This window comes from Bradyrhizobium sp. CCBAU 45321 (assembly GCF_028128975.1).
Taxonomy (GTDB): domain Bacteria; phylum Pseudomonadota; class Alphaproteobacteria; order Rhizobiales; family Xanthobacteraceae; genus Bradyrhizobium; species Bradyrhizobium yuanmingense.
Window position 1 is genome coordinate 304,307 of the sequence record NZ_LFKZ01000125.1, and the last position, 15,078, is coordinate 319,384.

The 15,078-nt window shown below is 64.7% G+C and carries 13 protein-coding genes; 7 read left to right on the forward strand and 6 right to left on the reverse strand.

Going from position 1 to position 15,078, the window contains the following annotated elements; genetic code table 11:
• The first annotated feature begins 32 nt into the window (after window positions 1-32).
• From ACM43_RS23160 to ACM43_RS23175, 4 genes are read left to right on the forward strand one after another with little or no spacing between them, the layout of a single operon-like run.
• Window positions 33-1,511, forward strand: coding sequence for a glycerol-3-phosphate dehydrogenase (locus ACM43_RS23160; RefSeq protein WP_271543013.1), 1,479 nt, complete (start codon window positions 33-35; stop codon window positions 1,509-1,511).
• A gap of 52 nt (window positions 1,512-1,563) precedes the next feature.
• A complete protein-coding gene (locus ACM43_RS23165) occupies window positions 1,564-2,736 on the forward strand; it encodes an ABC transporter ATP-binding protein (RefSeq protein ID WP_271543015.1) in 1,173 nt (390 codons plus the stop codon).
• The gene (locus tag ACM43_RS23170) at window positions 2,733-3,647 is read left to right on the forward strand and encodes an ABC transporter permease (protein ID WP_271543017.1); all 915 of its coding nucleotides are present in this window, start codon (window positions 2,733-2,735) and stop codon (window positions 3,645-3,647) included. The genes ACM43_RS23165 and ACM43_RS23170 overlap by 4 nt, the downstream gene beginning before the upstream one ends.
• A 4-nt stretch (window positions 3,648-3,651) precedes the next feature.
• Window positions 3,652-4,464: an ABC transporter permease gene (locus ACM43_RS23175; protein WP_271543019.1), complete on the forward strand. Its 813-nt coding sequence runs from the start codon at window positions 3,652-3,654 to the stop codon at window positions 4,462-4,464.
• A 141-nt stretch (window positions 4,465-4,605) separates the two neighbouring features.
• On the opposite strand, the gene ACM43_RS23180 is transcribed toward ACM43_RS23175, so the two are convergent.
• The 4 genes from ACM43_RS23180 to ACM43_RS23195 form a co-directional block, all read right to left on the reverse strand.
• Window positions 4,606-5,457, reverse strand: a complete 852-nt coding sequence (locus ACM43_RS23180; RefSeq protein WP_035998760.1) for a carbohydrate ABC transporter permease — start codon at window positions 5,455-5,457, stop codon at window positions 4,606-4,608.
• Window positions 5,454-6,326 (reverse strand): carbohydrate ABC transporter permease, encoded by an 873-nt coding sequence (locus ACM43_RS23185; protein WP_035998764.1) that lies wholly within the window; start codon window positions 6,324-6,326, stop codon window positions 5,454-5,456. Before ACM43_RS23185 ends, ACM43_RS23180 begins: the two co-directional genes overlap by 4 nt.
• Window positions 6,327-6,419: 93 nt before the next feature.
• Complete coding sequence (locus ACM43_RS23190) at window positions 6,420-7,805, reverse strand: ABC transporter substrate-binding protein (protein WP_271543023.1); 1,386 nt, start codon at window positions 7,803-7,805, stop codon at window positions 6,420-6,422.
• A 203-nt stretch (window positions 7,806-8,008) separates the two neighbouring features.
• The gene (locus ACM43_RS23195; RefSeq protein WP_198399966.1) at window positions 8,009-9,901 is read right to left on the reverse strand and encodes an AsmA family protein; all 1,893 of its coding nucleotides are present in this window, start codon (window positions 9,899-9,901) and stop codon (window positions 8,009-8,011) included.
• Between the two features lie 288 nt (window positions 9,902-10,189).
• Between ACM43_RS23195 and ACM43_RS23200 the strand changes: the two genes are divergently transcribed.
• The 3 genes from ACM43_RS23200 to ACM43_RS23210 are packed head-to-tail and all read left to right on the forward strand — an operon-like array spanning window position 10,190 to window position 12,223.
• The gene (locus tag ACM43_RS23200) at window positions 10,190-10,897 is read left to right on the forward strand and encodes a CoA transferase subunit A (RefSeq protein ID WP_035998773.1); all 708 of its coding nucleotides are present in this window, start codon (window positions 10,190-10,192) and stop codon (window positions 10,895-10,897) included.
• Window positions 10,898-10,915: 18 nt separating this feature from the next.
• Complete coding sequence (locus ACM43_RS23205) at window positions 10,916-11,566, forward strand: CoA transferase subunit B (protein ID WP_035998776.1); 651 nt, start codon at window positions 10,916-10,918, stop codon at window positions 11,564-11,566.
• Between the two features lie 21 nt (window positions 11,567-11,587).
• Complete coding sequence (locus ACM43_RS23210; RefSeq protein ID WP_271543028.1) at window positions 11,588-12,223, forward strand: GNAT family N-acetyltransferase; 636 nt, start codon at window positions 11,588-11,590, stop codon at window positions 12,221-12,223.
• 81 nt (window positions 12,224-12,304) lie between these two features.
• On the opposite strand, the gene ACM43_RS23215 is transcribed toward ACM43_RS23210, so the two are convergent.
• Both ACM43_RS23215 and ACM43_RS23220 read right to left on the reverse strand, forming a co-directional pair.
• The gene (locus ACM43_RS23215; protein ID WP_271543030.1) at window positions 12,305-13,939 is read right to left on the reverse strand and encodes an ABC transporter permease; all 1,635 of its coding nucleotides are present in this window, start codon (window positions 13,937-13,939) and stop codon (window positions 12,305-12,307) included.
• Between the two features lie 67 nt (window positions 13,940-14,006).
• Window positions 14,007-15,032 (reverse strand): Fe(3+) ABC transporter substrate-binding protein, encoded by a 1,026-nt coding sequence (locus ACM43_RS23220; protein WP_035998784.1) that lies wholly within the window; start codon window positions 15,030-15,032, stop codon window positions 14,007-14,009.
• Window positions 15,033-15,078: the final 46 nt, after the last annotated feature.

Here is a 15,078-nt window from a genome sequence, read left to right on the forward strand (position 1 = left end):
ATGGGAGTGCTTCGCTCCCATTCGACGGCTTCATGGCGGACTACGACCTCGCGATCATCGGCGGCGGCCTGAACGGCGTCAGCCTCGCCCGCGATGCGGCGGGCCGCGGCCTGCGGGTGATCCTGTTCGAGCAGGGCGATCTCGGCGGCGCGGCGTCGTCGGCCACACCGCGGCTGATCCACGGCGATCTCTCGGTGCTGGAGCGCCGCGGCTTTTGGCGGGTGCGCCGGGCACTGGCCGAGCGCCGGACCTGGCTCGCCATCGCGCCGCATCTGGTGCGGCCGATGCGTTTCGTGATCCCCGCGCATGTGGACGAGCGTCCACCGTGGCTGCTGCGGGCCGGCCTGTTTCTTTATGACGTCCTCTCCGGCCGGAGCGGCCTGCCCGGATCGACGACCCTCGACATCACCCATCACCCGGTCGGTAACGCGCTGAAACGCCCGTTCGGCACGGCGTTCGAATATTCGGACTGTATCGTCGACGATTCCCGCCTTGTCGTGCTCACGGCGCTGGACGCCGCCGAGCGTGGTGCGACGATCCGGACCGGGGCGCGCTGCGTGCGTGCCGACCGAACCGACATCTGGCGGCTCGCCGTGGTCGATCGCGGCCACCGCCGCTCCGTTACAGCAAGGGCGCTGGCCAATACCAGTGGCGGCTGGACCTCGATCGTCGCGGAGACGGTCCTGCGCCAGCCGCAGCCCGCCGCGACGGCCATGCAGATGAGCCAGATCATCGTGCCCAGGCTGTTCGATTCAGACAATGTCTACGTGTTCCAGAACAACGACGGGCGGCTGATCTTCGTAAGCCCGTTTGAACGCGCGTTCACGCTGATCGGCACGGTCACGCACGATTTCACCGGCGACCCCGCCATCGTGGCGGTGCGAGGGGCCGATGTCGGTTATCTCTGCGAAGCGGCGAGCCGCTACTTCCGCGAGCGCGTCGCCCCGACCGACGTGGTCCGGGCGGTCTGCGGCGTCAATCTGAGGCCGGCGTCCGCGCGGCAACGCGAGGGCACAACCCTGTTCCACGCGCGCCGGCGCAAGGCACCGCTGATCACGATGTTCGGCGGCGACCTCACCACCGCGCGCCGGCGCGCCGAGCGGGCGGTGACGAAGCTGACGCCGTTCTATCCGATGTCGCCGCCCTGGACCGCCGGCGCAGCGCTGCCCGGTGGAGATTTCGCCTGGGATCGTTTCGACACCGAGGTCGACCTGGCACGCGAGCGCTGGCGCTTTCTGTCCGAGCCGGAAGCCCAGCGCCTGGTCGCGGCCTACGGCTCGCGATTGGCGGCCGTGCTCGGTGAAGCAACGACACGCGAAGAGCTTGGCCCTGCCTTCGGCCCCGAGTTGACCGGCGCCGAGGTGCGCTATCTCATGGCCCACGAATTGGCGCGGTTTCCGGATGACGTTCTGTGGCGCCGTTCCAAGCTGGGCCTGACAATGCCTGCGGCGGACCGTGAGGCGCTGGCGGCGTTCATGGCGGATGTGAACGATTCACCCCGAACCGGTTGAGCTAAACACGATCGGCCGCTAGCGTGCGGCGGAATCGGGGTTGGCAGGGACCATGGCGGAAGAATTGCCCGGAACGAACGTTGCGGCTGAAACGGCTGGCGGAGACGCATGTCCCGCGGCCGGCCAGCCGTTGCTGCGCATCGAGGGCGTCGCCAAGACCTTTGGCACGTTCCGCGCCGTCGACGGCGTGTCGCTCGATATCAAGGCCGGCGAGTTCTTCGCGCTGCTCGGCCCGAGCGGCTGCGGCAAGACCACGCTCTTGCGCATGCTCGCGGGCTTCGAGGCGCCGGATGAGGGGCGTATCCTGCTCGGCGGCAAGGATATCGCGCAGGCGCTGCCGCACGAGCGCCCGATCAACATGATGTTCCAGAACTATGCGCTGTTCCCGCATCTGTCGGTACGCGACAACATTGCCTTCGGCTTGAAGCGCGCCGGCATGCCGCGGGCCGACATCGCCACGCGTGTGGCGGAGATGGTGGCGCTGGTCAAGCTCGAAGGATTGGAAAAGCGCAAGCCGGACCAACTGTCCGGCGGTCAGCGCCAGCGCGTAGCGCTCGCCCGCGCATTGGCGCGCCGCCCGCAGCTCCTGCTGCTCGACGAGCCGCTCGCAGCCCTCGACAAGAAGCTTCGCGAAAACACGCAAGCCGAGCTGATGGAGCTGCAGCGGCGGCTCAGCATGACCTTCATCATCGTCACCCACGATCAGGAGGAGGCGATGACGATGGCTGATAGAATCGGCGTGATGAACGCCGGAAAGCTCGCCCAGGTCGCGAGCCCCCGCGAGCTCTACGAGGCGCCGCGCTCGCGCTGGGTCGCCGAGTTCGTCGGCGACATCAACCTGTTCGACGGCGAGTCCAAATTGCGCGACGGTCATCGTCTGGTCATCGGCACGCCTGATGCGGGGGCGCTGGTGGTGGCCGAGCCGCGCGAGGCGGTTCGCACCGGAAAACTGGCGGTCGCGATCCGCCCCGAAAAGATCAAGCTGTCGCGGCGCGGCCCGGTCCGCGAGGCCGGTCGTGAGACCGCGATCAACGCCCTCGACGGCGTGATCGCGGACATCTGCTATCTCGGCGGCACCACCACCTACAAGGTGAAGCTCGACACCGGCGGGATGCTGCAGGCGTCGGTCGCCAACAGCGCGCGGCTCGACCTCGACGCCTACAGCCTGAACCAGCAGGTCGTTGCCTGGTTCACGCCCGACGATTGCGTGGTGCTGCAATCATGAACTCGCGCCGCATCTTCGCAAAGCCGGCGCGCTTCGCGGCCATCGCGCCCTATGTCTGGATGATGCTGTTCTTCCTGGTGCCGTTCGGCTTCGTGCTCAAGATCAGCCTGTCGCAGACCGCGATCGCGCAGCCGCCTTACGAGCCGGTGTTCGACCTGACGGCGGGATGGGACGCGCTGAAGGCGGCGTTCGCTGCGCTCTCGGTCGACAATTTCAAGCTGCTCGTCTCCGACGACATCTACGTCTTCGCCTATGTCCGCAGCCTCACCGTCGCCCTCACGGCCACCGCGCTGCTGCTCCTGATCGGCTATCCCATCGCCTACGGCATGGCGCGGCTGCCGCAGCGCTGGCAGGCGGTGGCGATGGTGCTGGTGATCGTGCCGTTCTGGACCTCGTTCCTGATCCGCATCTATGCCTGGATCAACATCCTCCAGCACGACGGCCTGCTCAACCAGATCCTGCTGGCGCTGCATCTGGTCAGCCAGCCCGTGGTGTGGCTCTCCACCGACACCGCGATGTATATCGGCATCGTCTATTCCTATCTGCCGTTCATGATCCTGCCGCTCTACGCGACGCTCGCCAAGATGGAGCCGGCGCTGGAGGAGGCGGCCTCCGATCTCGGCGCGCCGCCCTGGCAGGTGTTCTGGCTCGTCACCTTCCCGCTGTCGCTGCCCGGTGTCGGCGCCGGCGTGCTCTTGTGCTTCATCCCGATCGTCGGCGAGTTCGTCATTCCCGACCTTCTGGCGGGCTCCAACGCGCTGATGATCGGCCAGACCCTGTGGCTCGAATTCTTCACCAACAAGGACTGGCCGGTTGCCTCCGCTGCGGCGATCGTGCTGCTGGTCGTGCTGCTGGTGCCGCTCTTGCTGTACGAGCGGCTGCAGAAGCGGCAGCTGGAGCGGGGAAGGTAGCGCGATGCGCAAGGTCTCCCGCCTGTCCCGCTTCAACATCGCCTCGCTCGCGCTGGGGCTGGCGTTCCTCTATTTGCCGATCCTCATCCTCGTCCTCTACTCCTTCAACGCCTCGCGCCTGGTGACGGTGTGGGGCGGCTGGTCGCTGCGCTGGTATCATGAGTTCTTCAACGACCGCGCCATGATTGAGGCGGCCTGGATGAGCCTGCGGGTTGCGGTCTCCTCCGCGACCATTGCGACGCTGCTCGGCACGCTCGCGGCGGTGGCGCTGTCGCGCGGTGAGCGCTTTCGCGGACGCACCCTGTTCTCCGGCATGCTCTACGCCCCACTGGTGATGCCGGAGGTGATCACCGGGTTGTCGCTGCTCTTGCTGTTCGTCGCGCTGAACGCCGAGCGCGGTTTCTGGACGGTGACGATCGCCCACACCACGCTGACCATGTGCTTCGTCGCGGTGGTCGTGCAGTCGCGCCTCGGCTCGCTCGATCGCTCGCTGGAGGAGGCGGCGATGGATCTCGGCTGCAATTCCGTCGGTGCGTTCGTGGCCGTGACGCTGCCGCTGATTGCGCCGGCGATCGTCGCGGGCTGGATGCTGGCGTTCACGCTGTCGCTCGACGATCTCGTGATCGCGAGCTTCACCACCGGCCCCGGCTCGGCGACGCTGCCGATCCGCATCTATTCGGAGGTGCGGCTCGGCGTGAAGCCCGAGATCAACGCGATCTGCACGCTGGTGATCGCGCTGATCGCGGTCGTCATCGTCATCGCCTCGCTCGCTTCGAAGCTGTCGAGCTCGCAGGGCGAGAGCGCTGCGCCGCTGTGAGGCCCTGCTGTCATTGCGAGGAGTTCTTGCGACGAAGCAATCCAGTCTGTCTCTGCAGAGGTAGTCTGGATTGCTTCGCGGAGCCTGTCATCGGGCCGCGCTCCGCGCGGACCCGGTGGCTCGCAATGACGAAAGAAGAGCTTACGACTTCACCGCACCCGCCGTGAGCCCGCCCACCATGTAGCGGCGGAAGGCGTAATAGACCGCGGCCGGCGGCAGCGCGTAGATGAAGCCGGTGGTCATCAGCAGCTCCCAGGGCGAGTCGTCGGCGGCGAGGAAGTTGCCGAGCGCGACGGGGAGCGTGATATCGCGGTCGTTCGACAGCAGCAGGAACGCGTAGAGATATTCGTTCCAGGCCAGCAGCACCGCATAGGTGCCGATCGCGACCAGCGAGGGCATCATTAGCGGCAGGTAGACCAGGCGGAAGATCTGCAGCGTGGTGGCGCCGTCCATCACCGCGGCCTCGTCCAGCTCCACCGGCAGCTTGTCGGAGGCCTGCTTCAGCACCCAGATCGCGTAAGGCGAGGCGATCGTCACCATGGCCAGGATCAGCGACCAGTGATTGTTGAGCAGGCCGTAATTGCCCATGGTGCGATACATCGGCACCGCGAGGAACGCCGCCGGAATGAAATAGGTGAACAGCGCGAGGTTCAGCACCGCGCGTCCGCCCGGCACCTTCAATCGCGAAATCGCGAACGCCGCGGCGGTCGCGATGAACAGCGTGAGCACGCCCACGGAGACTGCGATCAGCGTCGAATTCCAGAACTGGGCGTAGAAGTCGCGCAGGAAGTAGTGCTGCTGCTTGAACACGATTTCGAAGTTGTGCAGCGTCGGATGGTCCGGCCACAGTTTGCCCGAGAACGCGTCCTCCTTCGGAGAAATCGCGAACAGGAACATGTGGTAGATCGGGATCATCGTCCACAGGAAGACGGGAATGCCGATCAGCAGCAGCCGCGCTTCCGTCGCGACGTCACGGAGGGAGGGAAGCTTCATCGCGACAACCGTTTCATCATGAAGTAAACCAGTGGCAGGACGAACGGCATCGCGCAGACGATGGATGCCATCGCGAGCGAGAGCTGGTCAAGCCGAAGATAGCGGATGCCGAGCGTCGCCAGCACGTGCGTGAGGTCGGCAGGTCCGCCGCCGGTGAGCAGGTAGACGCTGTTGAAATCGCCCAGCGTCCAGATCATCGAGAGCAGCGTGCAGGTGACGTAGAGCGTCTGCATCGACGGCCAGGTGATGTAGCGGAATTTCTGCCACCAGCTCGCGCCATCCACCTCCGCGGCCTCGAACAGATCGTGCGATATCGCAAGGCGCCCGGTGATCAGGATCAGCGTCCAGAACGGCAGCGACTTCCAGATGTGCACGGCGATCGCCATGCACAGCGCGACGGTCGGGTCGTTCAGCCAGTTCGGGCCGTCATCGCCGGTCAGGGAGAAGATGAAGTGGTTGACCATGCCCCATTCGGGATTGAGCATGAAGCGCACCGACAGGATGGTCGGGATCGACGGCACCGCCCAGGGCAGGATGAAGATCACCGACAGCCATCTGATCCAGGTGCGCTGCTGCGCGAAGAAGCCGGACAGGAACAGCGCAATCATCATCTTGATGTTGATGCCGACGACCAGGAAGATCAGCGTGTTGATTGCAGCGCGCGCGAAGATCGGGTCGTGATACAGCGCCACATAGTTCGCCGGATCGCGTGCCAGCCAGAGCCCGTAGCAGACGGGATAGACGACAAAGGCAAGGAAGACGAGCAGATAGGGCGTTAGCAAGAGGATGCCCCAGACCTGCGCCGGGGTCAGCCGCGACGACAGGGGCGGGCCGGGTATTGCCTGATCGCCAGAGAGGGTGATCGCCATTCTTTCGGACTCTTCAAAGAGAAGCCGGCCGCGAAACGCGGCCGGTGTGTTGTTGCACTCTCCGCCGTGATGCGGAGAGAAGGGGCGGACGACTTAGCCCGCGACCTGCTTGATGCGGGCGATCAGCTCGTCGACGGCCTTGTCGACCGGAACCTTTTCGCTGACGACGCGGTTCATCGCCTTCGCCCACACGTTCTCGTTGTTCAGAATGGTGAACTTCCAGTTCTTGGTGAAGTCGAACTGAGAGGTGCCGCCCTTGAACTGCGTGTAGACGGCCTTGCGGTGCTTGTCAGCCTGCCAGAACGGGCTTTCCTGGCTTTCCTTCGTCACCGGGAACCAGCGGCCGAGCGCGCCCTCGATGTAGGGACGGATGTTCTCTTCCTGGAGCAGGAAGTTGAGGAACTGCTTGCCCTCGGCCTTGTTCTTGGCCGCGGTGAAGATCAGACCCGTCTTGACGTCCGAGCGATACTGGATGGTCGAGCCATCGGGAGCCTTGGGGAAAGATGCCGTGACGATGTCCTGCTCATAGGCCTTCTTGCCGGCCTCGCGCTGTTCCGGCGTGACGTTCTGATTCTGTGATTCCTCGTACCATTTCGCCGCGATCGAGATCGTGAAGTTGTGGGTCATCACGATGGTCTTGTTGTGGAAGGCGACGTTGTTGTCCGGGTCCTTCCAGGTGGTCGCGGAGGGCGGGGCGCAGCCCTTGACGTAGGTGTCGGTGTAGTCCTTCAGCGCCTTGATCAGGCCGTCGCGGACCTTGGGGTCGTCGACCAGCAGCTTGCCGTCGTCGTCGACGAGCTTGACGTGGTAGGCGTCCATGAAGGTGTAGAACGATTGGAACGAGTCGGTGGATTCCACGCCCATCGGCTGGCCGACGGCATAGATGCGCTGGCCTGTGGCCTTACGGATCGCCGGCTGCACCTTGTCGCACCAGAAGCTCCAGTAGCCGGTCCAGTCGTTCGGGATGTCACTCTGCTTGAAGCCGGCTTTCTCCAGCATGTCGCCCCAGATTTGGACGTGCATGCTCTGCTGCTTCAGCGGGAAGCCGTAATAGGCCTTCTTCTTGGCGACGTCGTTGTAGAGGATCGAGGCGTCCAGCGTGTTCTGCACGAACCGGCCCTTGATCGGGTCCATGACATCGGTGAGGTCCTCGAGCTTGCCCTCATAGGCCCACTTGCCCTGCACCTGCACGTCGTAGCTGTCGGAATAGGCGACGTCGGGCACGGTGCCGGCATCGAGCGCTGCGACGGTCTTCGGAATCATGTCCTGGATCGCGTACTGCGACAATTCGACTTTGATGCCGGTCTTGGCTTCAAACTTCTTGATCGTCTCGGCGAGCGCTTCGTCCTCGGACTTGTAAAAGCCTTTGACCCACCAGACCGTGATCGTCTTTTGTTGCGCAAATGCGGGCGCAGTGGCGGCAAACAGCCCGACCGCAGCGACCGCCAATGAAACTGCGCCAATAACCTTGGATTTCACGTTTTTCTCCCTCAAACGGCCGGTGTTTTAACCGGTCGTATAAAACACTAGCGCATGGTGGTAGCGCAATCAACGCATCTTGTCGGACCAAGGTCGTAGCGTTTCAACTGCGGAGATGCATCATGCGCGCATCGATCCAATCGCCGCATCAATTCACCACGATCAATTCGCGATCATCGGGCAGCGGCAGAGGAACGCGATCCTCAGTTGGACTTCGCATTCTCCTTGGCGTTCTCGGCTGTCGGCGATCCGTCCTGCGCCGGGCGCTTTCCGCTGCCGGTGATGCGCTGCTTGAGGAGGTCGAGGAACGGAGACGCCGCAGGCGATTGCCGGATCAGGCTTTCGGGATCGGGGAAGATCAGGGGATCGTCCCAGGGGCCCTGCACCATGAAGGGCAATTGAAAGCCGGACGTCGTGTTGAGGCTCGCCACGCCCTTCATGTCGTATTCGCGGGTCGGCACGGAGGCGGTGCCGGTCAGCGTGATCTTGGCCGCCGGGCCCTCGATGCGGATGTCTTCGGCGGTTGCGATGCCGTCGGAGAATTTCACCGAGATCGTGAGCTTGTCGTATGGCGTCGAGCCGTTGCGGAAATTGCCGCCGCCCGACAGCGGCCGCCGCTCCAGCCGCTTCAGCAACTGCTCGGCATTGAAGCCCGCGATCGCGCCGTTATGCCCGGTCACGGTGGCGCTGCCGTCGAGCGACTGCACGAGGCCGAACGGGCTCGAGCCCGAGGCGAAGAGCGAGACGTTGATATTGCCGCGGCCGGACAGCTTGTTGAGGCCGAACAGCTCGGTGGCGCAGGCCTGCAGATCCACGTCGGTGAACTGGAATTGCGCCTTGATGTCGGCGACCGTATCGGACCGCGCGATGCCGAACGAGCCTTTCGCGATACCGCCATAGACCTGCGCCTCGCCGACCGAGAGCGCCAGCGTGCCGTTGCGCAAATTGGCGCCGATCGCGGTGCGGCCGAGCTTGGTGGGCCCGACTGTCAGCTTGGCCGCCGACAGGCGCATGTCGAGGTCGGTGGTCGACAATCCCTGGAGGTCGAACAGCTGCCTGTTCCAGTCGCGCGCGCCGCTCGCGAGCAGGCGGAACGTCGAGATATAAGGTGTGAAGTCGAGCGCGTCGGCGGCGAGCGTGGCCTGCAGCGTCTGCCGGCCGTTATTGGCGTAGGTCATGACGCCTTCGGCGGCATTGCCGTCGAGCTCGACATTGACATTGGTGAGCGCGATCGAGGCGCCGACGACGTTGGCGCGCGCCTTCAGCACGAAGCGGCCGAAGCCGCCGCTGCCGGGCTGCGGCTGCCCGGTCCAGCGCAGCGCATTGCGCAAGGACGGGCTGTCCACCGTGAGCGTGCCCTCCATCATCGGGCTGGTGCGGTTGGCGACGCTGCCGTCGAAGGCGAGCTTGAGCGGCGCGCTGGCGATGCGTGCCTTCAGGCCGGAGCGGTCGCCGGAGAGGGCGGCGACGAAATCGGAAAAGCTGATCGAGCCGTCGACGCGCTCGCCGCGCCAGTCGAACTGCCCGGTCGCGGCAAAGGAGCGGGAGATCGAAGGCCAGGCCAGCGACAGGTCGATGTCGTCCAGCTTCTCGGTGGCACGCGTGGCAACGTCCTCGTAATCGAGCACGCCGTCCTGGATGCGGATTTCGGAGAACGAGACCTGGTTCTCGGCGCCGGGCTTCATGGTCCGTGCGATGGTCTGGATGAAGGGCGTCCAGTTGCTCTCGCCATCCGGCTTCAGGCTGACGTGGATGCGCGGCCGCAGCAGCGTCAGGTCGGCGATCTCGAAGCGTTGCAGCAGGAGCGGCAGCAGCCGCAAATTCGCAGTGAGCACGTCGACCTGGAGCGCGGGAGCGCTGGTGCCGCCGCCCTTGAGGCCGACGTCGCGGAAGGAGATATAGCTCGCCGGAAGCACCGAGATCTCGATGCTGCCTGCGACATTGAGCTCGAGCCCGGTGACGTCGCGGATCTGCGCTTCGACCGCCTTGCGCAGCGCGTCGCGGTTGATGAGCCAGGAGGTCGCGATCAGGGCGATCAGCGCGACGCCGAGCAGCGCCGCGATCGGCGTCCCGAGGCGCTTCATTCCTTGGGCCATGGTCAATGGCATGTCCTGATCGGGTTGGTCGTTGGAGCCAGAAGGGCGGGTCGCGAAACGTGTGTGCCGAACGCCCAGATCCTATGGTGTTAAGTACCGCAACTTGATGGGTTTTCTTGACGCTTTCAAGGCCGCTGCTCGGTTATGCCCACGGCATGGGCAGCTTCTATCACCCGGGGGCGGAGCGGAGAACCCCGTATCATTGACGGCTTCGGACGATTTCGCCTAATAATCGCCGCCAATGAGGCGCGACGCCCGCCAGCCGAAGGTTCAGTCGAGGTTTTTTTCATGAACAAGGTCTATCCCGACGCCAAGTCGGCGCTGTCAGGCATTCTAAAAGACAACATGATGATCATGTCGGGCGGCTTCGGCCTCTGCGGCATTGCCGAGGAGCTGTCGGACGCGATCCGGGATTCCGGCGTCAAGGGCCTGACCGTGGTCTCCAACAATGCCGGCGTCGACGGCATCGGCCTCAGCCGCCTGCTCGAAACCCGCCAGATCAAGAAGATGATCTCGTCCTATGTCGGCGAGAACAAGCTGTTCGCCCAGCAATATCTCGCCGGCGAGCTGGAACTCGAGTTCAATCCGCAGGGCACGCTGGCCGAGCGCATCCGCGCCGGCGGCGCCGGCATCCCGGCCTTCTACACCAAGACCGGCGTCGGCACGCTGATCGCCGAAGGCAAGGAAGTGAAGGAATTCGACGGCGAGAAGTACCTGATGGAGCGCGGCCTGTTCGCCGACCTCGCCATCGTGCACGCCTGGAAGGGCGACACCGCCGGCAACCTGATCTACCGCAAGACCGCGCGCAACTTTAACCCGATGATGGCGACCGCCGCGAAGATCACGGTGGCCGAGGTCGAGCATCTGGTTCCCGCCGGTGAACTCAATCCCGACCACATCCACACGCCCGGCATCTTCGTGAAGCGCATCGTCGAGGTCGGCACGGCCAAGAAGCGCATCGAATTCCGCAACACCCGCCCGCGTACCGCCGCTTAAGCGCAACAGGAGACTCACATGGCCTGGACCCGTGAACAGATGGCCGCGCGCGCCGCGAAGGAATTGCGCGACGGCTACTACGTCAATCTCGGCATCGGCATCCCGACGCTGGTCTCGAACTACATCCCCGATGGCATGGACGTCTCCTTGCAGAGCGAGAACGGCATGCTCGGCATGGGGCCGTTCCCCTATGAGGGCGAGGAAGACGCCGATCTCATCAACGCCGGCAAGCAGACGGTGAGCGAGCTGCCGTCGACCTCGTATTTCTCGAGCGCGGATTCCTTCGGCATGATCCGCGGCGGCCACATGGATCTCTCGATCCTCGGCGCCATGCAGGTGGCCCAGAACGGCGATCTCGCCAACTGGATGATCCCCGGCAAGATGGTCAAGGGCATGGGCGGCGCGATGGATCTCGTCGCCGGCGTCAAGCGCGTCGTCGTGGTGATGGAGCATTCGGCCAAGGACGGCCCGAAGCTCCTGAAGAGGTGCAATCTGCCGCTGACCGGCGAGCGCGTCGTCGACATGGTCGTCACTGATCTTGCCGTCTTCACCATCGACAAGCACGGCGATGGCGGCATGGCGCTGATCGAGCTCGCCGACGGCGTCACGCTCGACGAGATCAAGTCCAAGACCGAAGCCGAATTCCGCGTCGCGCTGAAGAACACGTAGGGTCGTCGTAAAGGGGCGCGCATGACGATACGGTCCGCGCGTCCCGAAGATGCCGAATTCATCGCACAAACCATCCTGAATTCGATGCGCGGCCACCGGCCGCGCGGCTGGTTCGACGTGGCGCTCGGCTGGCCGGAAGCGGAGTGCCTCGCTTTCGTCACGCGCGTCGCCGTCGCACGGGCGGTGTCGATGTGGCATTTTTCGCAGTTCCTGGTCGCCGAGATCGATGGCAAGCCCGCTGCTGCGCTTTGCGCCGTGCCGGCGGCCGGCACCGGCTCTGCGGCATGGCGCGCGGTCGAAGAGGTTGGTCTCTCAATTGGGCTCACGGCGTCAGAGCTCGATGCCATCCGCCAGCGCGGTGCCTATTCGCGAGCTTGCTGGGTCCAGGGCGGCGAGGGCGATTGGATGATCGAGCATGTCGCAACCGACCCGGCCTATGGTCGCCGCGGTCTCGTGCAGGCGTTGATCGCGCATGCACTGGACAAAGGGCGGGCAGCTGGGTTTGCCAGGGCGACGATATCGTTCCTGATCGGCAACGAGCCGGCCGAGCGCGCCTACGCGAAGGCGGGTTTTGTCTTCGCGGAAGAGAAGCGCGATCCGAATTTCGAGGCAATCATCGGCGCGCCCGGTTTTCGCATGTTCGCGCGGAAGATTTGAGCAGGTTGCAGGCGCCGGCGACAACCAAGCGTTTGCTATCAATTCGTCGAAGCGCCATGAATGTGCGGACGATGTGCCCCTTCAAGCGGGGCCGCTCGGCACTTCAGAGAACCGGGTCAGCCAGGCAACCGGGCCGATGCTCGCGGCGATGATCAGGAGCGCCGCGAGCGCGCCGTCCTCGAAATTGCCGCGGCTTGCGTACTGGTAGATCGACGTGGACAGCGTTTCGACGTTGAGGGGCCGCAGGAGCAGCGTTGCCGGCAGCTCCTTCAGGCAGTCGACGAACATGATGATGACGGCGCCAAGCATCGCGGGCCGGAGCAACGGCAGATAGATCTGCCTCAACATGACCCCCTGGCCGGCGCCGACCGCGCGCGCGCTCTCGTCATAGTCGCTCGGAATGCTGTCGAACCCGGCCTTGATCATGCCGACCGGCACAGCCAGAAAACGAATCGTGTAGGCGATCACGACGGCCATCCCGGAGCCGACCAGGACCAGCCCGGGAAGCGAACGTCCGGTCCAGGTCGCGACCGCGCTCAGCGCATTGTCGACCGCCAGGACCGGGGTGAGCAGGCCGAGAGCGATGACGAGACCCGGCAGCGCATATCCGGCCTGCGCGATGCTCAGCGCGACATATCGCAGAGGATCCGGCCGCAAGCGATGCGCGATCGTGGTGGCGAGCGCAAGCATCAAGGCCATGAGCGTCGCGAGCCCTGCAAACGCAAACGAATGGAAGGTGTGGCGCCACAGCAGCGGGTCGAAATTTGCAAGCAGGCCGCGGCCGAGAGCCTGATGCGCCAGATAGAACAGCGGGACCACGAAGCCGATCAGCACCGGCAGCACGCAGACCGCGAACGCGATCGACGCTCTTGCGCCCGACAGCGGGGTTCGCCGCCTCACATGCGGGCTTTCGGCCGAGAATTCGATGCTGGCGTTGCGACGGCCGTAACGCTCCATCGCGATCAGGCCGGCGACGATCGCAAGCATCAGGCATGCGAGCTGCGCTGCACCGGCAAGGCTGCCGCGGTTGAGCCAGGTGGTGAAGATCGAGACCGTCAGCGTGCGGATGCCGAGATATTCGCTGGCTCCGATGTCGTTGAGCGTTTCCAGCGCGACCAGCGCCACGCCGACCGCCAGCGCCGGCCGCGCCATCGGCAGTGAAACGCGCCACAAGATGGTCCATCGGCCGGCGCCCAGAGTCGTGGCCGCTTCCGCGAATTCGGCAGACTGAACCTGGAACGTCGCACGCGCCGAGAGATAGACGTAAGGGTAGAGCACGAGCCCGATCACGAAGATGGCGCCCGGCAGCGAGCGGAGGTTGGGCAGAAGGCCGAGAGCATCGCCGAGCGGCAGCCAGGTCGCCAGGGTGCGATGCACCAGGCCCAGCGGTTCGAACAGATCGGCATAGACGTACGCCGCAAGATAGGTCGGAATCGCCAGCGGCAGCGGCATCAGCCACAGCAGCATGCCCCGGCCGGCAAAATCGTGGCGCGACATCACCCATGCAGTGCCGGCGCCAATCAAAAGTGTGACCGCGCCGACCCCGACGAGCAGAAGGGCAGTGTCGAGAAGGGCGGCCGGCAGCACGTAGTTGATCAGGTCGTGCCACACATCGGACGCCGGCTGCAAAGCCAGCGCAACGATCGAGATCACGGGCGCCGCGACCAGGACCGCGGTTGCGATCGCGATGGCGGTTGCGGCGCGACCGGCGTGCACACGGCCCCTCGATCGAGGCCGTGTGCTCGTAGCTTCCAGCAGTTCGATAGACGTGGGCCGCCAGAGATCAGTTGTCAAAGCCGACCTTATCCACCAGCGAGGCCGCAGCCTTGCGGTTGGCGGCGATCTTTGCGATCGGCAACGGATCCGGGACGAGCTTGCCGTAGCCGGCGATGGTCGCATTGACGGCGACACCGCTCCGAACCGGATATTCGTAGTTCTGGTCGGCATACATCTGCTGCGCCTGCTCGCTGACGAGCCACTCGATCAGCTTGGTACCGTTGGCCTTGTTGGGCGCGTTCTTGGCGAGCAGCACGCCGGAGAGGTTGACGTGGGTGCCGCCACCCTCGAAGGTCGGCAGGATGACGCGGGTCGCCTCCGCCCACGGCTTCTTCTCGGGATCGTTGTTCATCATCAGCGCCCAGTAATAGGTGTTGCCGATGCCGATATCGCATTTGCCGGCGGCGACGTCACGCGCGGCTTCGCGATCGCCGCCCGACGGCTTCTGTGCGAGATTGGCCTTCAGGCCGCGCAGCCATTCCTCGGCCTTGGCCTCGCCGTACTTGGCCGCGTAGGCCGCGAACAGCGCGTTGTTGTAGATGTGCTGGCCCGAGCGAATGCAGATCTTGCCCTTCCACTTGGGATCGGCGAGTTCCTCATAGGTGATCTTGTCCTGCTTGACGCGATCCTTCGAGGCATAGATCACGCGCGCGCGCATGGAGATGCCGGCCCAGTGTCCGTCCGGATCGCGATATTGCGCCGGCACGACCTTGTCGACCGCCTCCGACTTGATCGGCTGGGTGACGCCGGCCTGCACGGCCTCGTCGATGCGGCCGATGTCCACCGTCAGCAGCACGTCGGCCGGACTGTTGGCCCCTTCCGCCTTCATGCGCTGCTCCAGACCGGAGCTTGCGGAGACGACGTTGACCTTGATGCCCGTGTCCTTGGTGAACGCATCGAACAGCGGCTGGATCAGCTTGGTCTCGCGGTAGGTATAGACGTTGACCTCGCCATTGGCGGCTGCCTCCGACACGAAAGACGTGGTCAGGCTCAACACCGCCGCAGACGCGGCGAGGACGCGAAGATAGATCATAAGGGCTGCTCCCAGGCGCGAGATTGAACGCCGATTGAGTAGCGCA

Bases quoted from the DNA above. Each gene is read 5' to 3' on its own strand.
- ACM43_RS23210 (WP_271543028.1), top strand. From the start codon at position 11,588: ATGACGATACGGTCCGCGCGTCCCGAAGATGCCGAATTCATCGCACAA.
- ACM43_RS23220 (WP_035998784.1), bottom strand. From the start codon at position 15,032: ATGATCTATCTTCGCGTCCTCGCCGCGTCTGCGGCGGTGTTGAGCCTG.
- ACM43_RS23160 (WP_271543013.1), top strand. From the start codon at position 33: ATGGCGGACTACGACCTCGCGATCATCGGCGGCGGCCTGAACGGCGTC.
- ACM43_RS23195 (WP_198399966.1), bottom strand. From the start codon at position 9,901: ATGGCCCAAGGAATGAAGCGCCTCGGGACGCCGATCGCGGCGCTGCTC.
- ACM43_RS23200 (WP_035998773.1), top strand. From the start codon at position 10,190: ATGAACAAGGTCTATCCCGACGCCAAGTCGGCGCTGTCAGGCATTCTA.
- ACM43_RS23205 (WP_035998776.1), top strand. From the start codon at position 10,916: ATGGCCTGGACCCGTGAACAGATGGCCGCGCGCGCCGCGAAGGAATTG.
- ACM43_RS23180 (WP_035998760.1), bottom strand. From the start codon at position 5,457: ATGAAGCTTCCCTCCCTCCGTGACGTCGCGACGGAAGCGCGGCTGCTG.
- ACM43_RS23175 (WP_271543019.1), top strand. From the start codon at position 3,652: ATGCGCAAGGTCTCCCGCCTGTCCCGCTTCAACATCGCCTCGCTCGCG.
- ACM43_RS23165 (WP_271543015.1), top strand. From the start codon at position 1,564: ATGGCGGAAGAATTGCCCGGAACGAACGTTGCGGCTGAAACGGCTGGC.
- ACM43_RS23185 (WP_035998764.1), bottom strand. From the start codon at position 6,326: ATGGCGATCACCCTCTCTGGCGATCAGGCAATACCCGGCCCGCCCCTG.
- ACM43_RS23170 (WP_271543017.1), top strand. From the start codon at position 2,733: ATGAACTCGCGCCGCATCTTCGCAAAGCCGGCGCGCTTCGCGGCCATC.